Origin of the sequence: Ideonella livida (assembly GCF_010499455.1) — a bacterium.
In the GTDB taxonomy this organism is placed as follows: Bacteria; Pseudomonadota; Gammaproteobacteria; order Burkholderiales; family Burkholderiaceae_C; genus Ideonella; species Ideonella livida.
The window spans coordinates 1-14718 of the sequence record NZ_JAAGOH010000009.1 but is presented as its reverse complement, the minus strand read 5'-3'; the positions used below and the strand labels follow the sequence as shown (position 1 = coordinate 14718).

The 14718-nt window shown below is 68.5% G+C and carries 13 protein-coding genes; 11 read left to right on the top strand and 2 right to left on the bottom strand.

All coding sequences use genetic code 11. The features are described 5' to 3' along the window. Positions 1–11: 11 nt before the first annotated feature. Complete coding sequence (locus G3A44_RS09220; RefSeq protein WP_163457229.1) at positions 12–1586, bottom strand: 3,4-dehydroadipyl-CoA semialdehyde dehydrogenase; 1575 nt, start codon at positions 1584–1586, stop codon at positions 12–14. Next, entirely contained in the window at positions 1583–2086 is a 504-nt protein-coding gene (locus tag G3A44_RS09215; RefSeq protein WP_163457228.1) for a 4-hydroxylaminobenzoate lyase, read from the bottom strand. Before G3A44_RS09215 ends, G3A44_RS09220 begins: the two co-directional genes overlap by 4 nt. 213 nt (positions 2087–2299) lie before the next feature. Between G3A44_RS09215 and G3A44_RS09210 the strand changes: the two genes are divergently transcribed. The 11 genes from G3A44_RS09210 (at position 2300) to G3A44_RS09160 (ending at position 14608) form a co-directional block, all read left to right on the top strand. Further along, positions 2300–3229 (top strand): helix-turn-helix transcriptional regulator, encoded by a 930-nt coding sequence (locus tag G3A44_RS09210; protein ID WP_163457227.1) that lies wholly within the window; start codon positions 2300–2302, stop codon positions 3227–3229. Between the two features lie 402 nt (positions 3230–3631). Further along, complete coding sequence (gene boxC / locus G3A44_RS09205) at positions 3632–5305, top strand: 2,3-epoxybenzoyl-CoA dihydrolase (RefSeq protein WP_163457226.1); 1674 nt, start codon at positions 3632–3634, stop codon at positions 5303–5305. A gap of 97 nt (positions 5306–5402) precedes the next feature. Next, positions 5403–6830 (top strand): benzoyl-CoA 2,3-epoxidase subunit BoxB, encoded by a 1428-nt coding sequence (boxB, locus tag G3A44_RS09200; RefSeq protein WP_163457225.1) that lies wholly within the window; start codon positions 5403–5405, stop codon positions 6828–6830. 216 nt (positions 6831–7046) lie between these two features. Beyond that, positions 7047–8336 (top strand): benzoyl-CoA 2,3-epoxidase subunit BoxA, encoded by a 1290-nt coding sequence (gene boxA, locus G3A44_RS09195; RefSeq protein ID WP_163457224.1) that lies wholly within the window; start codon positions 7047–7049, stop codon positions 8334–8336. Between the two features lie 84 nt (positions 8337–8420). Beyond that, complete coding sequence (locus tag G3A44_RS09190; RefSeq protein ID WP_163457223.1) at positions 8421–9233, top strand: enoyl-CoA hydratase-related protein; 813 nt, start codon at positions 8421–8423, stop codon at positions 9231–9233. Positions 9234–9274: 41 nt separating this feature from the next. Further along, positions 9275–10846 carry a 3-hydroxyacyl-CoA dehydrogenase gene (locus G3A44_RS09185; protein WP_163457222.1) on the top strand — a complete coding sequence of 524 codons (1572 nt, stop codon included), beginning with the start codon at positions 9275–9277 and terminating at the stop codon, positions 10844–10846. Positions 10847–10878: 32 nt separating this feature from the next. Then, positions 10879–11718 carry an enoyl-CoA hydratase/isomerase family protein gene (locus G3A44_RS09180; protein ID WP_163457221.1) on the top strand — a complete coding sequence of 280 codons (840 nt, stop codon included), beginning with the start codon at positions 10879–10881 and terminating at the stop codon, positions 11716–11718. A gap of 27 nt (positions 11719–11745) precedes the next feature. Then, positions 11746–12180, top strand: coding sequence for a MaoC family dehydratase (locus tag G3A44_RS09175; protein ID WP_163457220.1), 435 nt, complete (start codon positions 11746–11748; stop codon positions 12178–12180). An 87-nt stretch (positions 12181–12267) separates the two neighbouring features. Further along, positions 12268–12552, top strand: a complete 285-nt coding sequence (locus G3A44_RS09170) for a helix-turn-helix domain-containing protein (RefSeq protein ID WP_163457219.1) — start codon at positions 12268–12270, stop codon at positions 12550–12552. After that, on the top strand, positions 12542–13816 hold the full coding sequence (locus G3A44_RS09165) for a type II toxin-antitoxin system HipA family toxin (RefSeq protein ID WP_163457218.1): 1275 nt from the start codon (positions 12542–12544) through the stop codon (positions 13814–13816). The genes G3A44_RS09170 and G3A44_RS09165 overlap by 11 nt, the downstream gene beginning before the upstream one ends. A gap of 249 nt (positions 13817–14065) precedes the next feature. After that, positions 14066–14608 (top strand): carbohydrate binding domain-containing protein, encoded by a 543-nt coding sequence (locus tag G3A44_RS09160; RefSeq protein ID WP_163457217.1) that lies wholly within the window; start codon positions 14066–14068, stop codon positions 14606–14608. Positions 14609–14718: the final 110 nt, after the last annotated feature.

Genomic DNA, 14718 nt, shown 5'->3' with positions numbered 1-14718 from the left:
GGCCTGAATGCTTACAGGCTCAACTCGGCCAAGGGGCCCAGGGCCGCCAGCACGTCCGGCGCGGCCTGTACGGCGGCGCGGCGGTGGTAGAAGCCCAAGGCGCGCAGGCCACCCAGCTCTTCACCGCCACCGGCGCGGCCAGGGCCACCGTGCAGGCTTTGCGGCATCACATTGCCGTGGCCGCTGTGCAGCTTGGCCACCGCCGGGCTGATGACGTGCACGCGGCCGTGGCAATCGGCCAGCTCCAGCGCCGCCGCACCCAAGGCGGCGGCGTCGTGGTGGTAGAGCGAGCAGGCCAGCGAGCCCTCACCCCGGCGCACCAGGGCCAGCTGGTGGGCGGTGTCACGGCAGGCCAGCAGCGTGGCGGCGGGGCCGAACACCTCCAGGTGGTGCACGGCGGTGTTGGCATCGGTGGCCTCGGGCGTGCGGTTGCCCAGCAGGGTGGGGCCGAGGCAGGCGGCCACCGAAGGGTCAGCGTCCACCAGCGGGGCGGCGCGGCCGTCCAGCAGCAGCTCGGCGTGGCGGCCCAGTTGCTCCAGCCCCGCCAGCACGCCTTCAAACTGCTCGCGATTGACCAGCGCGCCCATGCGCACGGACTCGTTGCGGGGGTTGCCCACGGTGGTTTTGCCCAGTTGCGCCACCAAGGCCTGGGCCACGGCCTCAAAGCGCTCGGCCGGCACCAGGGCCCGGCGGATGGCGGTGCACTTCTGACCGCTCTTGACGGTCATTTCGCGCGCCACCTCCTTGACGAACAAGGCCTCGCTCTCGGCGTCGGCGCCGGGCAGCAGCACGGCGGCGTTCAGGCTGTCGGCCTCGATGTTCACGCGCACCGACTGGCTCACCACCCGAGGGTGCGAGCGGATCACCGCCGCTGTTTCGGCCGAACCAGTGAAGCTGACCACATCAAAGGGTTGGAGTTGATCCAGCAGCCCGGCGGAGCTGCCGCAAATCACCGACAGCGCCCCCGCCGGCAGGATGCCGGCGTTGACCACATCGGCCACCATGCGCTGGGTCAGCCAGGCGGTGGCGGTGGCGGGCTTGACGATGACGGGCACACCGGAGAGCAGCGCCGGCGCGGCCTTCTCCCACAGGCCCCAGGCCGGGAAATTGAAGGCGTTGATGAACAGCGCCACGCCCCGGCTGGGCACCTGCACATGCTGGGTCTGGAAGGCGCCGTCCTTGGCCAAGGCCACCGCCGCACCGTCGCGCAGGGCGCGCGCATCACCCAGGGCCGTACCCCAGCGGGCGTACTGGCCCAGGGTGTAGAGCGCGCCGTCGATGTCCACACCGGAATCGGCGGTGGTGGTGCCGCTGTTGGCGGTGGCGATGGCGTAATAGGCCTCGCGCTGGGCCTTGAGCACCTCGCCAATGGCCTTGAGCAGTTCGGCACGCTGGCCGTAGCTCAGGGCGCGCAGCGCGCTGCCGCCCTGCTCGCGGGCAAATTGAAAGGCCTGGGCCAGGTCCAGCCCGGCGCTGGAGACGCGCACCAGCGCGGCGCCGGTGACGGGGTCGGCCAGCGTGGAGCCGGCGCCCTGCCCGGCCACCCATTGCCCGGCCACGTGGTTGAGGAGGAGTTCTGTGTTCATGACTTGACCTTGCGGGTGAATTCAATGGCGCCGGCAGGCAGCAGGTAGAGCACGAGCGCACGGCCGCCTGTCACGGTGGGACGGTGGGAAGTGCCCGGGCCGTACACCTTCCAGCCCGCCGGCTGGCCATCAAAGCAGGCGCTGCCCCCTGCGGCCATGCCATCGCCAGCGGCCAGGGGCATCACCAGATCGATCTCGCCGTGGGGATGGGTGTGGTGCGGGCCGGCGACGTCCAGCATGTCCACCACATCCACCGAGAAGCCATGGGTGGCCTCGGTGGCCTCCAGCACGCGGCCGTAGCGGATGCCGCCATGTTCTTGGGCACACATCCAACCCTCGGCCACCCCTTGGCGGCAAGCCGCCGCCAGGGCCTCGTACGCTGGGCTGCCGGCCGGGTGAACGCTGTTCAGATGCTGGGCCAAAGCCCCATCCAGCGGGCGATTCACCAGGGTGGCGGTGACGCTGGCCACCAAGGAACGGAAATCATCAAGGGCAGACATGGCGCGGGCTTGCAGAATGCGAGGCTATTGACCGGACGAGGCCTGAACAGGATCACCTGGGCGGCCCCAGTTTCGTGCACTTGATTTCCTGCAGCGACCGGGTTAGACCCGAGACAACTCGCCTTGAGGAAATTTATTGCATGAACGAAACTTACCCGGCAGGAGCAAGCCAGTCAAGCAATATAGTGCATGCTCCGGGAAAGCACTGAAGCCATGGACGAATTCGAACCCACACTGGCCGACGCCAGCTCCGCTGACCGCACCCCCCCGGCGCGCGACCCGTTTTTGGTGGCGTTGGGCGAGCGGGTGCGCGCCGCCCGAGCCCGCCGCGGCATGACGCGCCGGGCACTCGCCGTGGCCTCCGACGTGTCAGAACGCCACCTCGCCAACCTGGAACTGGGCGTGGGCAATGCCTCGGTGCTGGTGCTGCGACAGGTAGCCCAAGCCGTGGGCTGCCAGATCGCCGAGTTGCTGGGCGACGAAACCACCGGCAGCCCCGAGTGGCTGCTGATCCGCGACCTGCTGCGCGGCCGCGACGAGGGCGACCTGCGCCGCGCCCGTGAGTCGCTGACCAACCTGTTTGGCGAAGCCGGCCCCCAAGAGGCGCGCCAGCAACGGGTGGCGCTGATCGGCCTGCGTGGCGCCGGCAAATCCACGCTGGGCAAGATGCTGGCCGAGGCCATGGACGTGCCCTTTGTGGAGTTGAACCGCGAGATCGAACGCGTGGCCGGTTGCAGCCTGCCGGAAATCCACAACCTGCTGGGCTCGGTGGCCTACCGCCGCTACGAGCGCCGCGCCCTGGAAGAAACCATCCAGCTCTACCCCGACGCCGTCATTGCCACGCCGGGCGGCGTGGTGTCAGACCCCGCCAACTACAACCTGCTGCTGGGCCACTGCTACACCGTGTGGCTGCAAGCCACGCCAGAGGAGCACATGACCCGCGTGGTGGCCCAAGGCGATCTGCGGCCCATGGCCGGCAACCAGGAAGCCATGGATGACCTGAAGCGCATCCTGGTGGAGCGGACCCCCTTCTACGCCAAGGCCGACCTGGCCCTGGACACCCACGGCAAGACGCTGGAACAAAGCTTTGCCGAACTGCGCCACCTGTTGGCCACAAAGCCCGGACCTAAGCCCCTGAGCTGAGCCCCTGAGCGCCCCGCCTGGGAAGGCGGGGCCGATCCTGGCCCGCGCACACCCTGGGCAGGATGCGGACGACCCCCGCCGCCCCCCCTCGTACAGGCACGAGCGCGCTCACGCGCAGCGCTCGTTCGCCCAAGCGCCCAAGCGCCCATGCGCCCATGCGCCCACGCGCCCACGCGCCGCCGTGTCCGCCACCGCCCTGGCCCGTGCACCACACGCAAGGCGACACCCCAAGCACCGGCACTAGGGTTCATCCCAGGTGCATTAAAGTGCCTATCCATCTTGACGCTGCACGATAGTGCATTAAACTTCATCCCATCAGCTCCCGATGACAGCACGCAAGATCGTGCATCCCCACCGCCCGAACCCCCAGGGCCCCCCGCCCGCTCAGCCCGGAGACTCGCCATGAACGCACCGCTGCCCACCACCGCCCTGGAAGTGGACTACCGCACCGAACCCAGCCAATACCACCACTGGTCGCTGAAGTTCGAAGGTCCGGTCGCCACCTTGACCATGAACGTGGACGAGAACGCGGGCCTGCGCCCGGGCTACAAGCTCAAGCTCAACAGCTACGACCTGGGCGTGGATGTGGAACTGCACGACGCCATCAACCGCATCCGCTTTGAGCACCCGGAAGTGCGCACCGTGGTGGTCACCTCCAGCCGTGACCGCATCTTCTGCTCGGGCGCCAACATCTTCATGCTGGGCGTCTCCAGCCACGCCTGGAAGGTGAACTTCTGCAAGTTCACCAACGAAACCCGCAACGGCCTGGAAGACTCCTCCAAGCACTCGGGCCTGAAGTTCTTGGCCGCCGTGAACGGCGCCTGCGCCGGCGGCGGTTACGAGCTGGCCCTGGCCTGCGACGAGATCTTGCTGGTGGACGACCGCAGCTCCGCCGTGAGCCTGCCCGAAGTGCCGCTGCTGGGCGTGCTGCCCGGCACCGGCGGCCTGACCCGCGTGACCGACAAGCGCCAGGTGCGCCACGACCTGGCCGACATCTTCTGCACCACCACCGAAGGCGTGCGCGGCCAGAAGGCCAAGGACTGGAAGCTGGTGGACGACATCGCCAAGCCCGCCGCCTTTGCCGCCAAGGTGCAAGAGCGCGCCCTGCAACTGGCCGCCGGCAGCGACCGCCCCGCCACCGCCCAGGGCGTGGCCCTGCCCCGCATCGAGCGCCGCCAGACCGCCGACAGCGTGTCCTACGACTACGTCAATGTGCAGATCGACCGCGCCAAGCGCCAGGCCGTGCTGACGGTGAAGGCGCCCACCGGCGGCCTGCCGACCGATGTGGCCGGCATCGAAGCCGCTGGCGCCGCTTGGTACCCGCTGGCCATGGGCCGGCAGCTGGACGACGCCATCCTGCACCTGCGCACCAACGAGCTGGAGATTGGCACCTGGATCCTGAAGACCGAAGGCGACGCCGAGGCCGTCAAGGCCCTGGACGCCACCCTGCTGGCCCACCAGCAGCACTGGTTCGTGCGTGAAACCATCGGCCTGCTGCGCCGCACCTTCAGCCGCCTGGACGTGTCCTCGCGCTCGCTGTTTGCCCTGGTGGAAGCCGGCACCTGCTTCACCGGCACCCTGCTGGAGCTGGCCCTGGCCTGCGACCGCATCTACCACCTGGCCCTGCCGGACGATGCCGCCGCCGCGCCCAAGCTGACGATGACCGAAGCCAACTTCGGCCTCTACCCCATGGCCACCGACCAGAGCCGCCTGGCCCGCCGCTTCTACAACGACGCAGCGCAGCTGGCCACGCTGCGCGGTCAACTGGGCGTGGGGCTGGACGCTGATGCCGCCTTCGCCCTGGGCCTGAACACCTCCAACCCCGACGACATCGACTGGGACGATGAGGTGCGCCTGGCCCTGGAAGAGCGCGCCGCCATGTCGCCCGACGCCCTGACCGGCCTGGAGGCCAACCTGCGCTTCAACGGCCCCGAAAACATGATCACCCGCGTGTTTGGCCGCCTCACCGCCTGGCAGAACTGGATCTTCCAGCGCCCCAACGCTGTGGGCGAAAAGGGCGCACTCAAGCTTTACGGCAAGGGCGAAAAGGCCCAGTTCGACATGAACCGCGTCTGATCCCAGCACCTCTGATTTGACGTTGGGCGGCGCGGTTCCGGGTGGAGCGCGCCGCCACCGAAACACCACTCCCCCGATCCCGGCACACGGAGACACCATGTCCTCGATCAACTACAGCGAAAAGATCCCCAACAACGTCAACCTGTCGGAAGACCGCACGCTGCAGCGCGCGCTGGAGCAGTGGCAACCGAACTTCCTGAGCTGGTGGGGCGACATGGGCCCCGAGGGCTCGAACAACTTTGACGTGTACCTGCGCACCGCCGTGAGCGTGGACGCCGACGGCTGGGCCCAGTTCGGCCACGTCAAGATGCCCGACTACCGCTGGGGCGTGTTCCTGAACCCCAAGGAAGAAGGCCGCCAGGTCAACTTCGGTGAGCACAAGGGCGAAGCCGCTTGGCAGGACGTGCCTGGGGAGCACCGCGCCAACCTGCGCCGCATCATCGTCACCCAGGGCGACACCGAGCCGGCCAGCGTGGAGCAGCAGCGCCACCTGGGCCTGACCTGCCCCAGCCAGTACGACCTGCGCAACCTGTTCCAGGTGAACGTGGAAGAAGGCCGCCACCTGTGGGCCATGGTCTACCTGCTGCACAAGTACTTCGGCCGCGATGGCCGCGAAGAGGCCGACGCGCTGCTGCAGCGCAACTCCGGCGATGCGGACAACCCCCGCATCCTGCAGGCCTTCAACGAGCCCACGCCCGACTGGCTGAGCTTCTACATGTTCACCTACTTCACCGACCGCGACGGCAAGTTCCAGCTGTGCGCGCTGGCGGAGAGTGGCTTTGACCCGCTGGCCCGCACCACCAAGTTCATGCTGACCGAAGAAGCCCACCACATGTTTGTGGGCGAGTCGGGCGTGAGCCGCGTGATCGCCCGCACCTGCCAGGTGATGAACGAGCTCAAGACCGACGACGTGACCAAGATCCGGGCCGCCGGCGTGATCGATCTGCCCACCATCCAGCGCTACCTGAACTTCCACTTTTCCGTCACGATCGACCTGTTCGGTGCCGACGAGTCCAGCAACGCCGCCATCTTCTACAACTCCGGCCTGAAGGGCCGCTATGAAGAAACCAAGCGTGGCGACGACCACCGCCTGCAAGGCCAGACCTACAAGGTGCTGGCGGTGCAGGGCGGCCAGCTGGTGGAGCGTGAAGTGCCCATGCTCAATGCGCTCAACGAAGTGCTGCGCGACGACTACATCAAGGACTCCATCAGCGGCGTCAACCGCTGGAACAAGGTCATCGAGAAGGCCGGCCTGCCCTTCCGCCTGCAAGCTCCGCACAAAGCCTTCAACCGCAAGATCGGCACCCTGGCCGGCGCCAACGTCACGCCGGATGGCCGCGTGGTGAGCGCCGCCGAGTGGGCCAGCCACGAGAAGGCTTGGTTGCCCACCGTGGAAGACCGCGCCTTTGTGGCCAGCCTGATGGGCCGCGTGGTGGAGCCGGGCAAGTTCGCCAACTGGATCGCCCCGCCGGTCATGGGCATCAACCGCCAGCCGGTGGACTTCGACTACGTGCGCTTCAACTGACCCGTTCCAGCAGCGCACCCGGTGCAGCGCGGCCCCCCTCTCGGCGCCGCCTGCCCCACCCACGGCGGTCGGCCCCATCCGGTGAATCCCGAAGGGCGGACCGCCGTTTTCTCATTAACGTGAACGTCAATTGAAGTCCACGCCCCACCCACTCTGAAGGGCCCGGCCCCCAGCGCCAGCGCCGGCCCTGCCCCCCAGCCCGAGCCGAGACCCACCATGAACGCCCCGATGCCCGCCGTGCTGAAGCAGCATGTGATCGATCCTGAGATCTGCATCCGCTGCAACACCTGTGAAGCCACCTGCCCGGTGGCGGCCATCACCCACGATGACCGCAACTACGTGGTGGATGCGGCCAAGTGCAACTTCTGCATGGCCTGCATCTCGCCCTGCCCCACCGGCAGCATCGACAACTGGCGTCAGGTGCCCGGTGCCCGCCCTTACACGCTGGATGAGCAGCTGCTGTGGGACGAGCTGCCCACCGAGCTGAGCGCCGACGCGCTGGCCGCTGCCGTGGCCGAAGCCGGCGGCGCTGACCCGGCCGCCGTCGCCGACGGCGCCGATCTGAGCGCCCCCGTGCCGGCACCCGACCCCAGCGGCGAAACCCCCTTCAACTCCGCCCAGTGGGGCGCGCAGGTGCCGCCGTGGTCGGCCGCGCACCCGTACACCAAGCTCTACGGCCCCAAGGCCCCCACCACCGCCACCGTGGTGGGCAATGTGCGGGTCAACGAGGCCGGCACCGAGAACGAAACTCACCACATCGTGCTGGACTTTGGCGCCATGCCCTTCCCGGTGCTGGAAGGGCAAAGCATCGCCGTCATCCCGCCGGGGGTGGACGCGCAAGGCAAGCCGCACTTCGCCCGCCAGTACAGCATTGCCAGCCCGCGCAACGGCGAGCGCCCGGGCTACAACAACCTCTCGCTCACCGTGAAGCGTGTGGTGGCGGACCACCAAGGCCGCCCGGTCAAGGGCGTGGCCAGCAACTACCTGTGCGACCTGGCCGTGGGCGCCACGGTGCAGGTGATCGGACCGTTCGGCAGCAGCTTCCTGATGCCCAACCACCCACGCTCGAACATCGTGATGATCTGCACCGGCACCGGCAGCGCGCCCATGCGCGGCATGACGGAATGGCGGCGCAGGCTGCGCCAGTCGGGCAAATTCGAGGGCGGCAAGCTGATGTTGTTTTTTGGCGCCCGCACCCAGGCCGAACTGCCCTACTTCGGCCCCCTGATGAGCCTGCCCAAAGACTTCATCGACATCAACCTCGCCTTCAGCCGCACCCCCGGCGCGCCCAAGCGCTATGTGCAAGACCTGATGCGCGAGCGCGCCGCCGACCTGGCCGCCCTGCTCAAAGACGGCAACACCTGCTTCTACGTCTGTGGTTTGAAGAGCATGGAAGAAGGCGTGGTGCTGGCCCTGCGCGACATCGCCGAAGGCGCCGGTCTGCACTGGGACACCGTGGGCGCCACGCTCAAGGCCGAAGGCCGCCTGCACCTGGAAACCTACTGACCCGACGGGGGCCACCCGCCCCAGCCTTCGCCGCCCTCCACCCCAACCTCATAGGCCACCCCGGGGCCACGGCCCCGCCGCCCCATGCCCGACTTCTCCACCCTGAGCACCCTGGCCGTCACGCTGGGCCCCGTCACCCGCGTGCGCATGAACCGCCCGCAGGTCTTCAACGCCTTTGACGAGGCCATGATTGCCGAGCTGGACACGGTGTTCACCGCCCTGGCCGACGATCCGGCCGTGCGCGTCATCGTGCTGGAAGGCGCCGGCAAGGCCTTCAGCGCCGGCGCGGACCTGCAGTGGATGCAGCGCGCCAGCGAGGCCAGCCTGGACTGGAACGTGGCCGATGCCCGGCGCTTTGCCGGCATGCTCTGGCGCATCCACAGCTGCCCCAAACCCACCATCGCCCGCATCCAGGGCGTAGCCCTGGGCGGCGGGGTGGGCCTGGCGGCGGCCTGTGATTTCGCCATCGCGGCCGAGCGGGCGCAGTTCGCGGTCAGCGAGGCCAAGTTCGGCATCCTGCCCTCGGTCATCGGGCCCTACCTGACCAATGCCGTGGGCAAGCGCCAGGCCCAACGGCTGGCGCTGACCACCAGCCGCATTGGCGCGACGGAGGCTGCCGCCATCGGCCTCATCACCCAGGTGGTGGCCGACGACAGCAGTGGCCAGGCCCTGGACGCCGCCGTGCAGGCCCTGGTGGACGAGCTGCTGGTGGGCGGCCCCGGTGCCCAGCGCGAGATCAAGGCCCTGTTCGCCCAACTGCCCGTGGGCCCCATCACCGAGGCCACGCGCGAGCTCACCGCCCAGACCATCGCCCGCGTGCGCGGCACCGACGAAGCCCGTGAAGGCTTTGCCGCCTTCCTGGCCAAGCGCCCCGCCGCCTGGGTGCCCAAGGTCTGAACCGGCCACCGTCCTTTTCACCCCTTGCTGACCCACCCCACATGACCCTTTCACAACGCCCCGTCCTCGTGGTGGGCGCCGGCATCATGGGTGCCGGCATCGCCCAGGTGGCCGCCCAGGCCGGCCACCCTGTGGCCCTGGTAGACGCCCGCGCCGGCGCCGCCGCCAGCGCCATCGACAAGCTCGCCACCACGCTGCAGGGCCTGGTGGCCAAAGGCAAGCTCAGCGCCGAGGCGCTGCAAGCCACCCTGGCCCGCCTGCAGCCAGCCGACAGCGTGGCCCAGGGCGTGGCGGCTTTGGCCAGCGCCGGCGGCGTGGCCTTGGTGGTGGAAGCCATCGTCGAGAACCTGGCTGCCAAGCGCAGCCTGTTCGCCGAGCTGGAAGGCCTGGTGGCGCCCGACTGCGTGCTGGCCACCAACACCTCGTCCATCTCGGTCACCGCCATCGCCAACGGCCTGCAGCACCCCGGCCGCCTGGTGGGCATGCACTTCTTCAACCCCGTGCCGCTGATGAAGCTGGTGGAGGTGGTGGCCGGCCTGCACACGGAAGCTCCCGTGGCCGAGGCCATCTACGCCCTGTCCCAAGCCTGGGGCAAAACGCCGGTGCATGCCAAGAGCACGCCGGGTTTCATCGTCAACCGCATTGCCCGGCCCTACTACGCCGAGACCCTGGCCTTGCTGCAAGAGCAGGCCGCCACGCCCACCGTGCTGGACGCCTGCCTGCGCGGCGCCGGTTTCCGCATGGGCCCCTGCGAGCTGATGGACCTGATCGGCCACGACACCAACTTCGCGGTCACCAACTCGGTCTACGAGGCCAACTTCTTCGACAAGCGCTTCCAGCCCAGCGGCGTGCAGCGTGAACTGGTGGACGGCGGCCTGCTGGGCAAGAAGAGCGGCCGGGGCTTTTATGACCACCGCACCGGCGCCTTGCCCACCGTGCCTGCCGCCACCCCGGTCAGCCTGGCGGACGTCAACCCCCAAGCCGCCGCCGTGAGCCTGCATGGCCGCGGCCCGGTGGCCGAGCGCCTGGCCGCCGCGCTGCAGGCTGCTGGCCAAGCCGTGCTGGCCGTGCCCGATGCCGACTGGGTGGGCCTGCAAGTCAGTCTGCCCGCCGGCCCCGCCCAACTGCGCCTGAGCGACGGCCGCCCCGCCAGCCAGATCGCAGCAGAACTCGGCCTGGCCGACCTGGCGGTGTTTGACCTGCCCACGGCGCAGACCGCCCCTTGCGCCGCCCTGGCCTGGGCCCCGGCCGCCCGCGCCAGCGCGGCCTGGCAGGCGCAGGCCCCACGGTGGCTGGCCCTGCTGGGCTTCAACCCCCAACGCCTGGCCGACGCGCCCGGCCTGGCCGTGGCCCGCACCCTGGCCATGCTCATCAACGAAGCCAGCGACGCCGTGCACCAAGGCGTGTGCACTGAGGCCGGCGCCGACGCCGCCATGAAGCTGGGCGTGAACTACCCCGCCGGCCCCTTTGAGTGGCTGGCCGGCTGGGACGCCCCCGCCGTGGTGGCCCTGCTGGACGCGCTGGACGCCCACTACCGCGGCGAGCGCTACCGCGTGTGCCCAGGCCTGCGCCAGCGCCTGTGGGCACCGGCCACCCCCGAACTTGCCGCCTGAACTGACGCCGGAACCGGCCCATGAGCACACCGATGAGTGAACCCCAACCCGACCGCCACCTCACCCGCACCCTCGACCTGGGCCCGGCCATCGACCCCACCGCCCTGCGCGTGGACGTGTACAGCGACGGCGTGGCCGAGTTGGTGCTGGGCCCTGCCGGCAGCATGCCCACCTCGGACGCCGCCGGTCATGCCCTGATGGGCGCCCTCTGGCCCCGCCTGGCGGCCGAGCCCGGTCTGCGCGCCGTGCTGGTGCGCAGCGAAGGCAAAGGCTTTTGCGCCGGCGGCAACTTCGCCCTGGTGCAAGAGATGGTGGGCTCCGAGGCCGCCCGCCTGCGCATCCTGCGCGAGGCGCGGGACCTGGTGCAGGGCATGATCGACTGCGACCTGCCCATCGTCAGCGCCATCCACGGTGCCGCCGTGGGCGCCGGCGCGGCGCTCGCCCTGCTGGCCGATGTGTCCATTGCCGCCCACCACGCCAAGATCATCGACGGCCACACCAAGCTGGGCGTGGCCGCCGGCGACCACGCCGCCGTGATCTGGCCGCTGCTGTGCGGCATGGCCAAGGCCAAATACCACCTGCTCACCTGCGCCCCGCTCTCCGGCCTGGAGGCCGAGCGCATCGGCCTGGTCAGCCTGACCGTGCCCGACGACGAACTGCTGAGCCGCGCCCGCGAGGTGGCCACCACCCTGGCCGCCGGCAGTCCCACCGCCCTGGCCTGGACCAAACGCAGCCTGAACCACTGGCTGCGCGCCGCCTGGCCGGCGTTTGAACATTCACTGGCGCTGGAGATCCTGGGCTTTGCCGGCGCCGACGCCCGAGAAGGCGTGGCCGCTTTGCAAGACAAGCGCCCGCCTCGCTTCGGCGCCTGACCCCTTCCCCCCATTCATTGCCCACCCATGAAATTCGCTGAATTCCACGTCGGCCAGGTCATCGAAGCCGGCCCCTACACCCTGAGCGAGCAGGACATCCTGGACTTCGCCACCCAATGGGATCCGCAGTGGTTCCACACCAACCCCGAAGCCGCCGCCGCCGGCCCCTTTGGCGGCCTCATCGCCAGCGGCTGGCAAACCTGCTGCGTGGCCATGCGCCTGGTGGCCCAAGTGGCGCTGGAAGGCTCTGAATCCTTCGCCTCCCCCGGCCTGGAGTCCATCCGCTGGCCCCACCCGGTGCGCCCCGGCGAGCCGCTCACCTTGAAAGCCGAAGTCACCGGCGTGCGCCGCAGCGAAAAGCGCCCCGAGCTGGGCGTGCTCAACTGGACCTGGCGCCTGTTCCATGCCGATGGCCGCATGGCCCTGGAACTGCAGGCCACCAGCTTGTTCAAGCTGGCTTGACGCCGGCCCAAAGGCCAGCCTGATAAACGAGCCCAAATTTGCCAGTTATAACTTGCAAAAAGGCCTTCCAAGCCAATAATGCAAGCCATGACTGGCAATCTTCGTCTCCCTGATGAGCTGGGCCTGGCGCTGCAAGCCCAGCGCAAATCGCTGGGCTTGAGCAAATCCGAACTCGCCCAGCGCGCCGGCAAGGTGCGTGAAGTGGTGTACCGACTCGAAGCCGGCGAAGACAGCACCGTGTCGTCGTTGCTGGCGGTGCTGGGCGCCCTGGGCTTGGCGCTGCGGCTGGAGCCAGTGGGCTTGCCGTCAGCACAAGAAGTGGCCCGGCGCTTTCTCCTGGACGACGAACTGGATGACGGCGATGCCGGCTGACACAGGCCCCACCGGTCTGCCAGATCGCCTGCGGGCACTTGACGTTTCGATTGGCCCGCATGCCCAAGCCGGCCAAGCTGGTCAAGCCGGTCAGTTGCTAAAAGCCTCGACCTACGAATTCCGCTACCTGGATGCGGCGCCCGATCAGCCTGCCGTGGCCTTGCTCATGCCCGCCCGCCAGCAACTGACCTGGCAAGACGGTGACCTGTTCGCCCCCATGGACCAGAACCTGCCCGAGGGCGATCTGTTCATGCGCATCCGCCAGCTGTTCCCCAAGCGGCCGATGACGCCCATGCACCTGTTGGCGCTGGTGGGCCTCAACGGCATTGGCCGGCTGGGTTTCCGGCTGCCCGGCGCGCCTGAGCCGGCGCCACCTCCTCCCCTGAGCAAGCACGCCTTGCTGAAAACCCGCTACAGCCCGGAGGGCTTCGACGAGTTGGTGGCGGCCTACCTCAGCACCGGCGCGGGTATCGCCGGCATGCAGCCCAAGATCATGGTGCCGGACCGGCCCACCGTGCCCATCCCGTCGCTCATCGTCAAGGCGGCCAGCCCGGCCTACCCAGGCCTGTGTGCCAACGAATTTTTGTGCCTCAGCGCCGCTCGCCGCGCAGGCATTGAGGTGCCCGGCTTCGCCCTGTCAGACGACGGCCAGTTGCTGGTGCTGGACCGTTTCGACTTGGTGACCCATGCCAACGGCGAAACCGAGCGCCTGGGTTTTGAAGACATCGCCGCCCTGGCCGGCTTGCGGGTGCGCGACGTGCTCTCTGACCGCAAATACCAAGGCAGCTACCAGCGGGTGGCAGAACTGCTGCGTCAACTGCAACTGCACAGCAGCAACCTGCATCGCTTCTTCGCGCAGGTGGCCTTCTCGGTGATGGTGCGCAATGGTGACGCGCACCTCAAAAATTTCGGCGTGCTTTACCGCAGCGCCCAAGACATCTGGCTGGCCCCGATGTTCGATGTGGTGACCACCGCCCTCTACACCTACACCCGCTACCCCGGCGGCCCCGAACTGGAAGACCGCACCCTGGCCCTGAAGCTGTTCGCCGGGCGGCACCACACCAAGGCCTACCCCACCCAAGCCGAACTGCTCGACTTCGGGCGCCGCATCTGCGGCGTCAGCCAGCCCGCCCGCGTGCTGCAGGCCATCGCCCAAGCCCTGCAAGACACCTTGCAACAGGCGCAGGGAGACGACCGCATTCCGGCGCCACTGCTGGCCAAGATGAGCGCCGCTTGGAAAGAAGGCCAGTTGTTGGCCCCCTGAAGACACCCGGCGCGTGTCTGCTCGACCGGCACCTCCCATCGGCCGCACCCTTTTGGCCTCACCCTTCAGCCTCCACACAACAGAGGAGGCGCGACACCCTCTCCTGGCGATACCTTCTGCCCCAGCACGGCTCCCTGGCCCATGGCGAAGACGGAATCCCTCAAGGGTTCACGCCCATCGTCGCAGGGGCCCCGGGCGCTGTCGCTTGACTGCCGCCTTGCGGCATTCGAACGTCTCAGGAGGATCCCCATGTTTTGTCCCCGTCTCGTCGCCGGTGCGGCGCTGTGCCTCTTGGCCACAGCGCCCGCCTTGGCCGCCACCAACCTGCTGGTCAACGGCAGTTTTGAAAGCAACTTCACGGGCTGGACCCACACCGGTGCGGTGGAGATCCGCACCGATGAAAACCCGTCGGATGGCACCAAGCAGGCCGTCTTTAACTGGGGCAATGTGGCCGGCACCGGCGTCTTGTCCCAGACCTTTGCCACCACGGCGGGCGCCACCTACAGCCTGAGCTTTGACTACGGCGGCTTCGCCTCACCCAATCCGCAAACCCTGGGTTATGCGGTGCAGGGCACGGGCACGCTGCTATCGGGCTATGTGGTGGACATTGGCACCGTGCCCACCAGCTACCTCAGCTACACCGGCAGTTTTGTGGCGGATGGTGCTTTCGCCACCCTCTACTTTGCCGACGGCACCTCGCTGGCCAATTCCTTTGCGTCGGACTTGGTGCTGGACCGCGTGGTGGTGCAGCAAACGCTCGCGGCGCCCGTTCCTGCCTGGGCTCTAGACTGAAGTGCAACACCTCAACTGAGCCAATGACTTGAAGCGATGGGTCAAGCATATTCAAGCCTGAGCATGGAGGAGCGCACGCAGATCAGCCTGCTGCTGAGCCAGGACGTCAA

Excerpts from the sequence above, each read along its gene's own strand:
- boxC (WP_163457226.1), top strand. The coding sequence starts at position 3,632 with ATGAACGCACCGCTGCCCACCACCGCCCTGGAAGTGGACTACCGCACC.
- G3A44_RS09210 (WP_163457227.1), top strand. The coding sequence starts at position 2,300 with ATGGACGAATTCGAACCCACACTGGCCGACGCCAGCTCCGCTGACCGC.
- G3A44_RS09180 (WP_163457221.1), top strand. The coding sequence starts at position 10,879 with ATGAGTGAACCCCAACCCGACCGCCACCTCACCCGCACCCTCGACCTG.
- boxA (WP_163457224.1), top strand. The coding sequence starts at position 7,047 with ATGAACGCCCCGATGCCCGCCGTGCTGAAGCAGCATGTGATCGATCCT.
- G3A44_RS09160 (WP_163457217.1), top strand. The coding sequence starts at position 14,066 with ATGTTTTGTCCCCGTCTCGTCGCCGGTGCGGCGCTGTGCCTCTTGGCC.
- boxB (WP_163457225.1), top strand. The coding sequence starts at position 5,403 with ATGTCCTCGATCAACTACAGCGAAAAGATCCCCAACAACGTCAACCTG.
- G3A44_RS09215 (WP_163457228.1), bottom strand. The coding sequence starts at position 2,086 with ATGTCTGCCCTTGATGATTTCCGTTCCTTGGTGGCCAGCGTCACCGCC.
- G3A44_RS09165 (WP_163457218.1), top strand. The coding sequence starts at position 12,542 with ATGCCGGCTGACACAGGCCCCACCGGTCTGCCAGATCGCCTGCGGGCA.
- G3A44_RS09175 (WP_163457220.1), top strand. The coding sequence starts at position 11,746 with ATGAAATTCGCTGAATTCCACGTCGGCCAGGTCATCGAAGCCGGCCCC.
- G3A44_RS09190 (WP_163457223.1), top strand. The coding sequence starts at position 8,421 with ATGCCCGACTTCTCCACCCTGAGCACCCTGGCCGTCACGCTGGGCCCC.
- G3A44_RS09220 (WP_163457229.1), bottom strand. The coding sequence starts at position 1,586 with ATGAACACAGAACTCCTCCTCAACCACGTGGCCGGGCAATGGGTGGCC.
- G3A44_RS09170 (WP_163457219.1), top strand. The coding sequence starts at position 12,268 with ATGACTGGCAATCTTCGTCTCCCTGATGAGCTGGGCCTGGCGCTGCAA.
- G3A44_RS09185 (WP_163457222.1), top strand. The coding sequence starts at position 9,275 with ATGACCCTTTCACAACGCCCCGTCCTCGTGGTGGGCGCCGGCATCATG.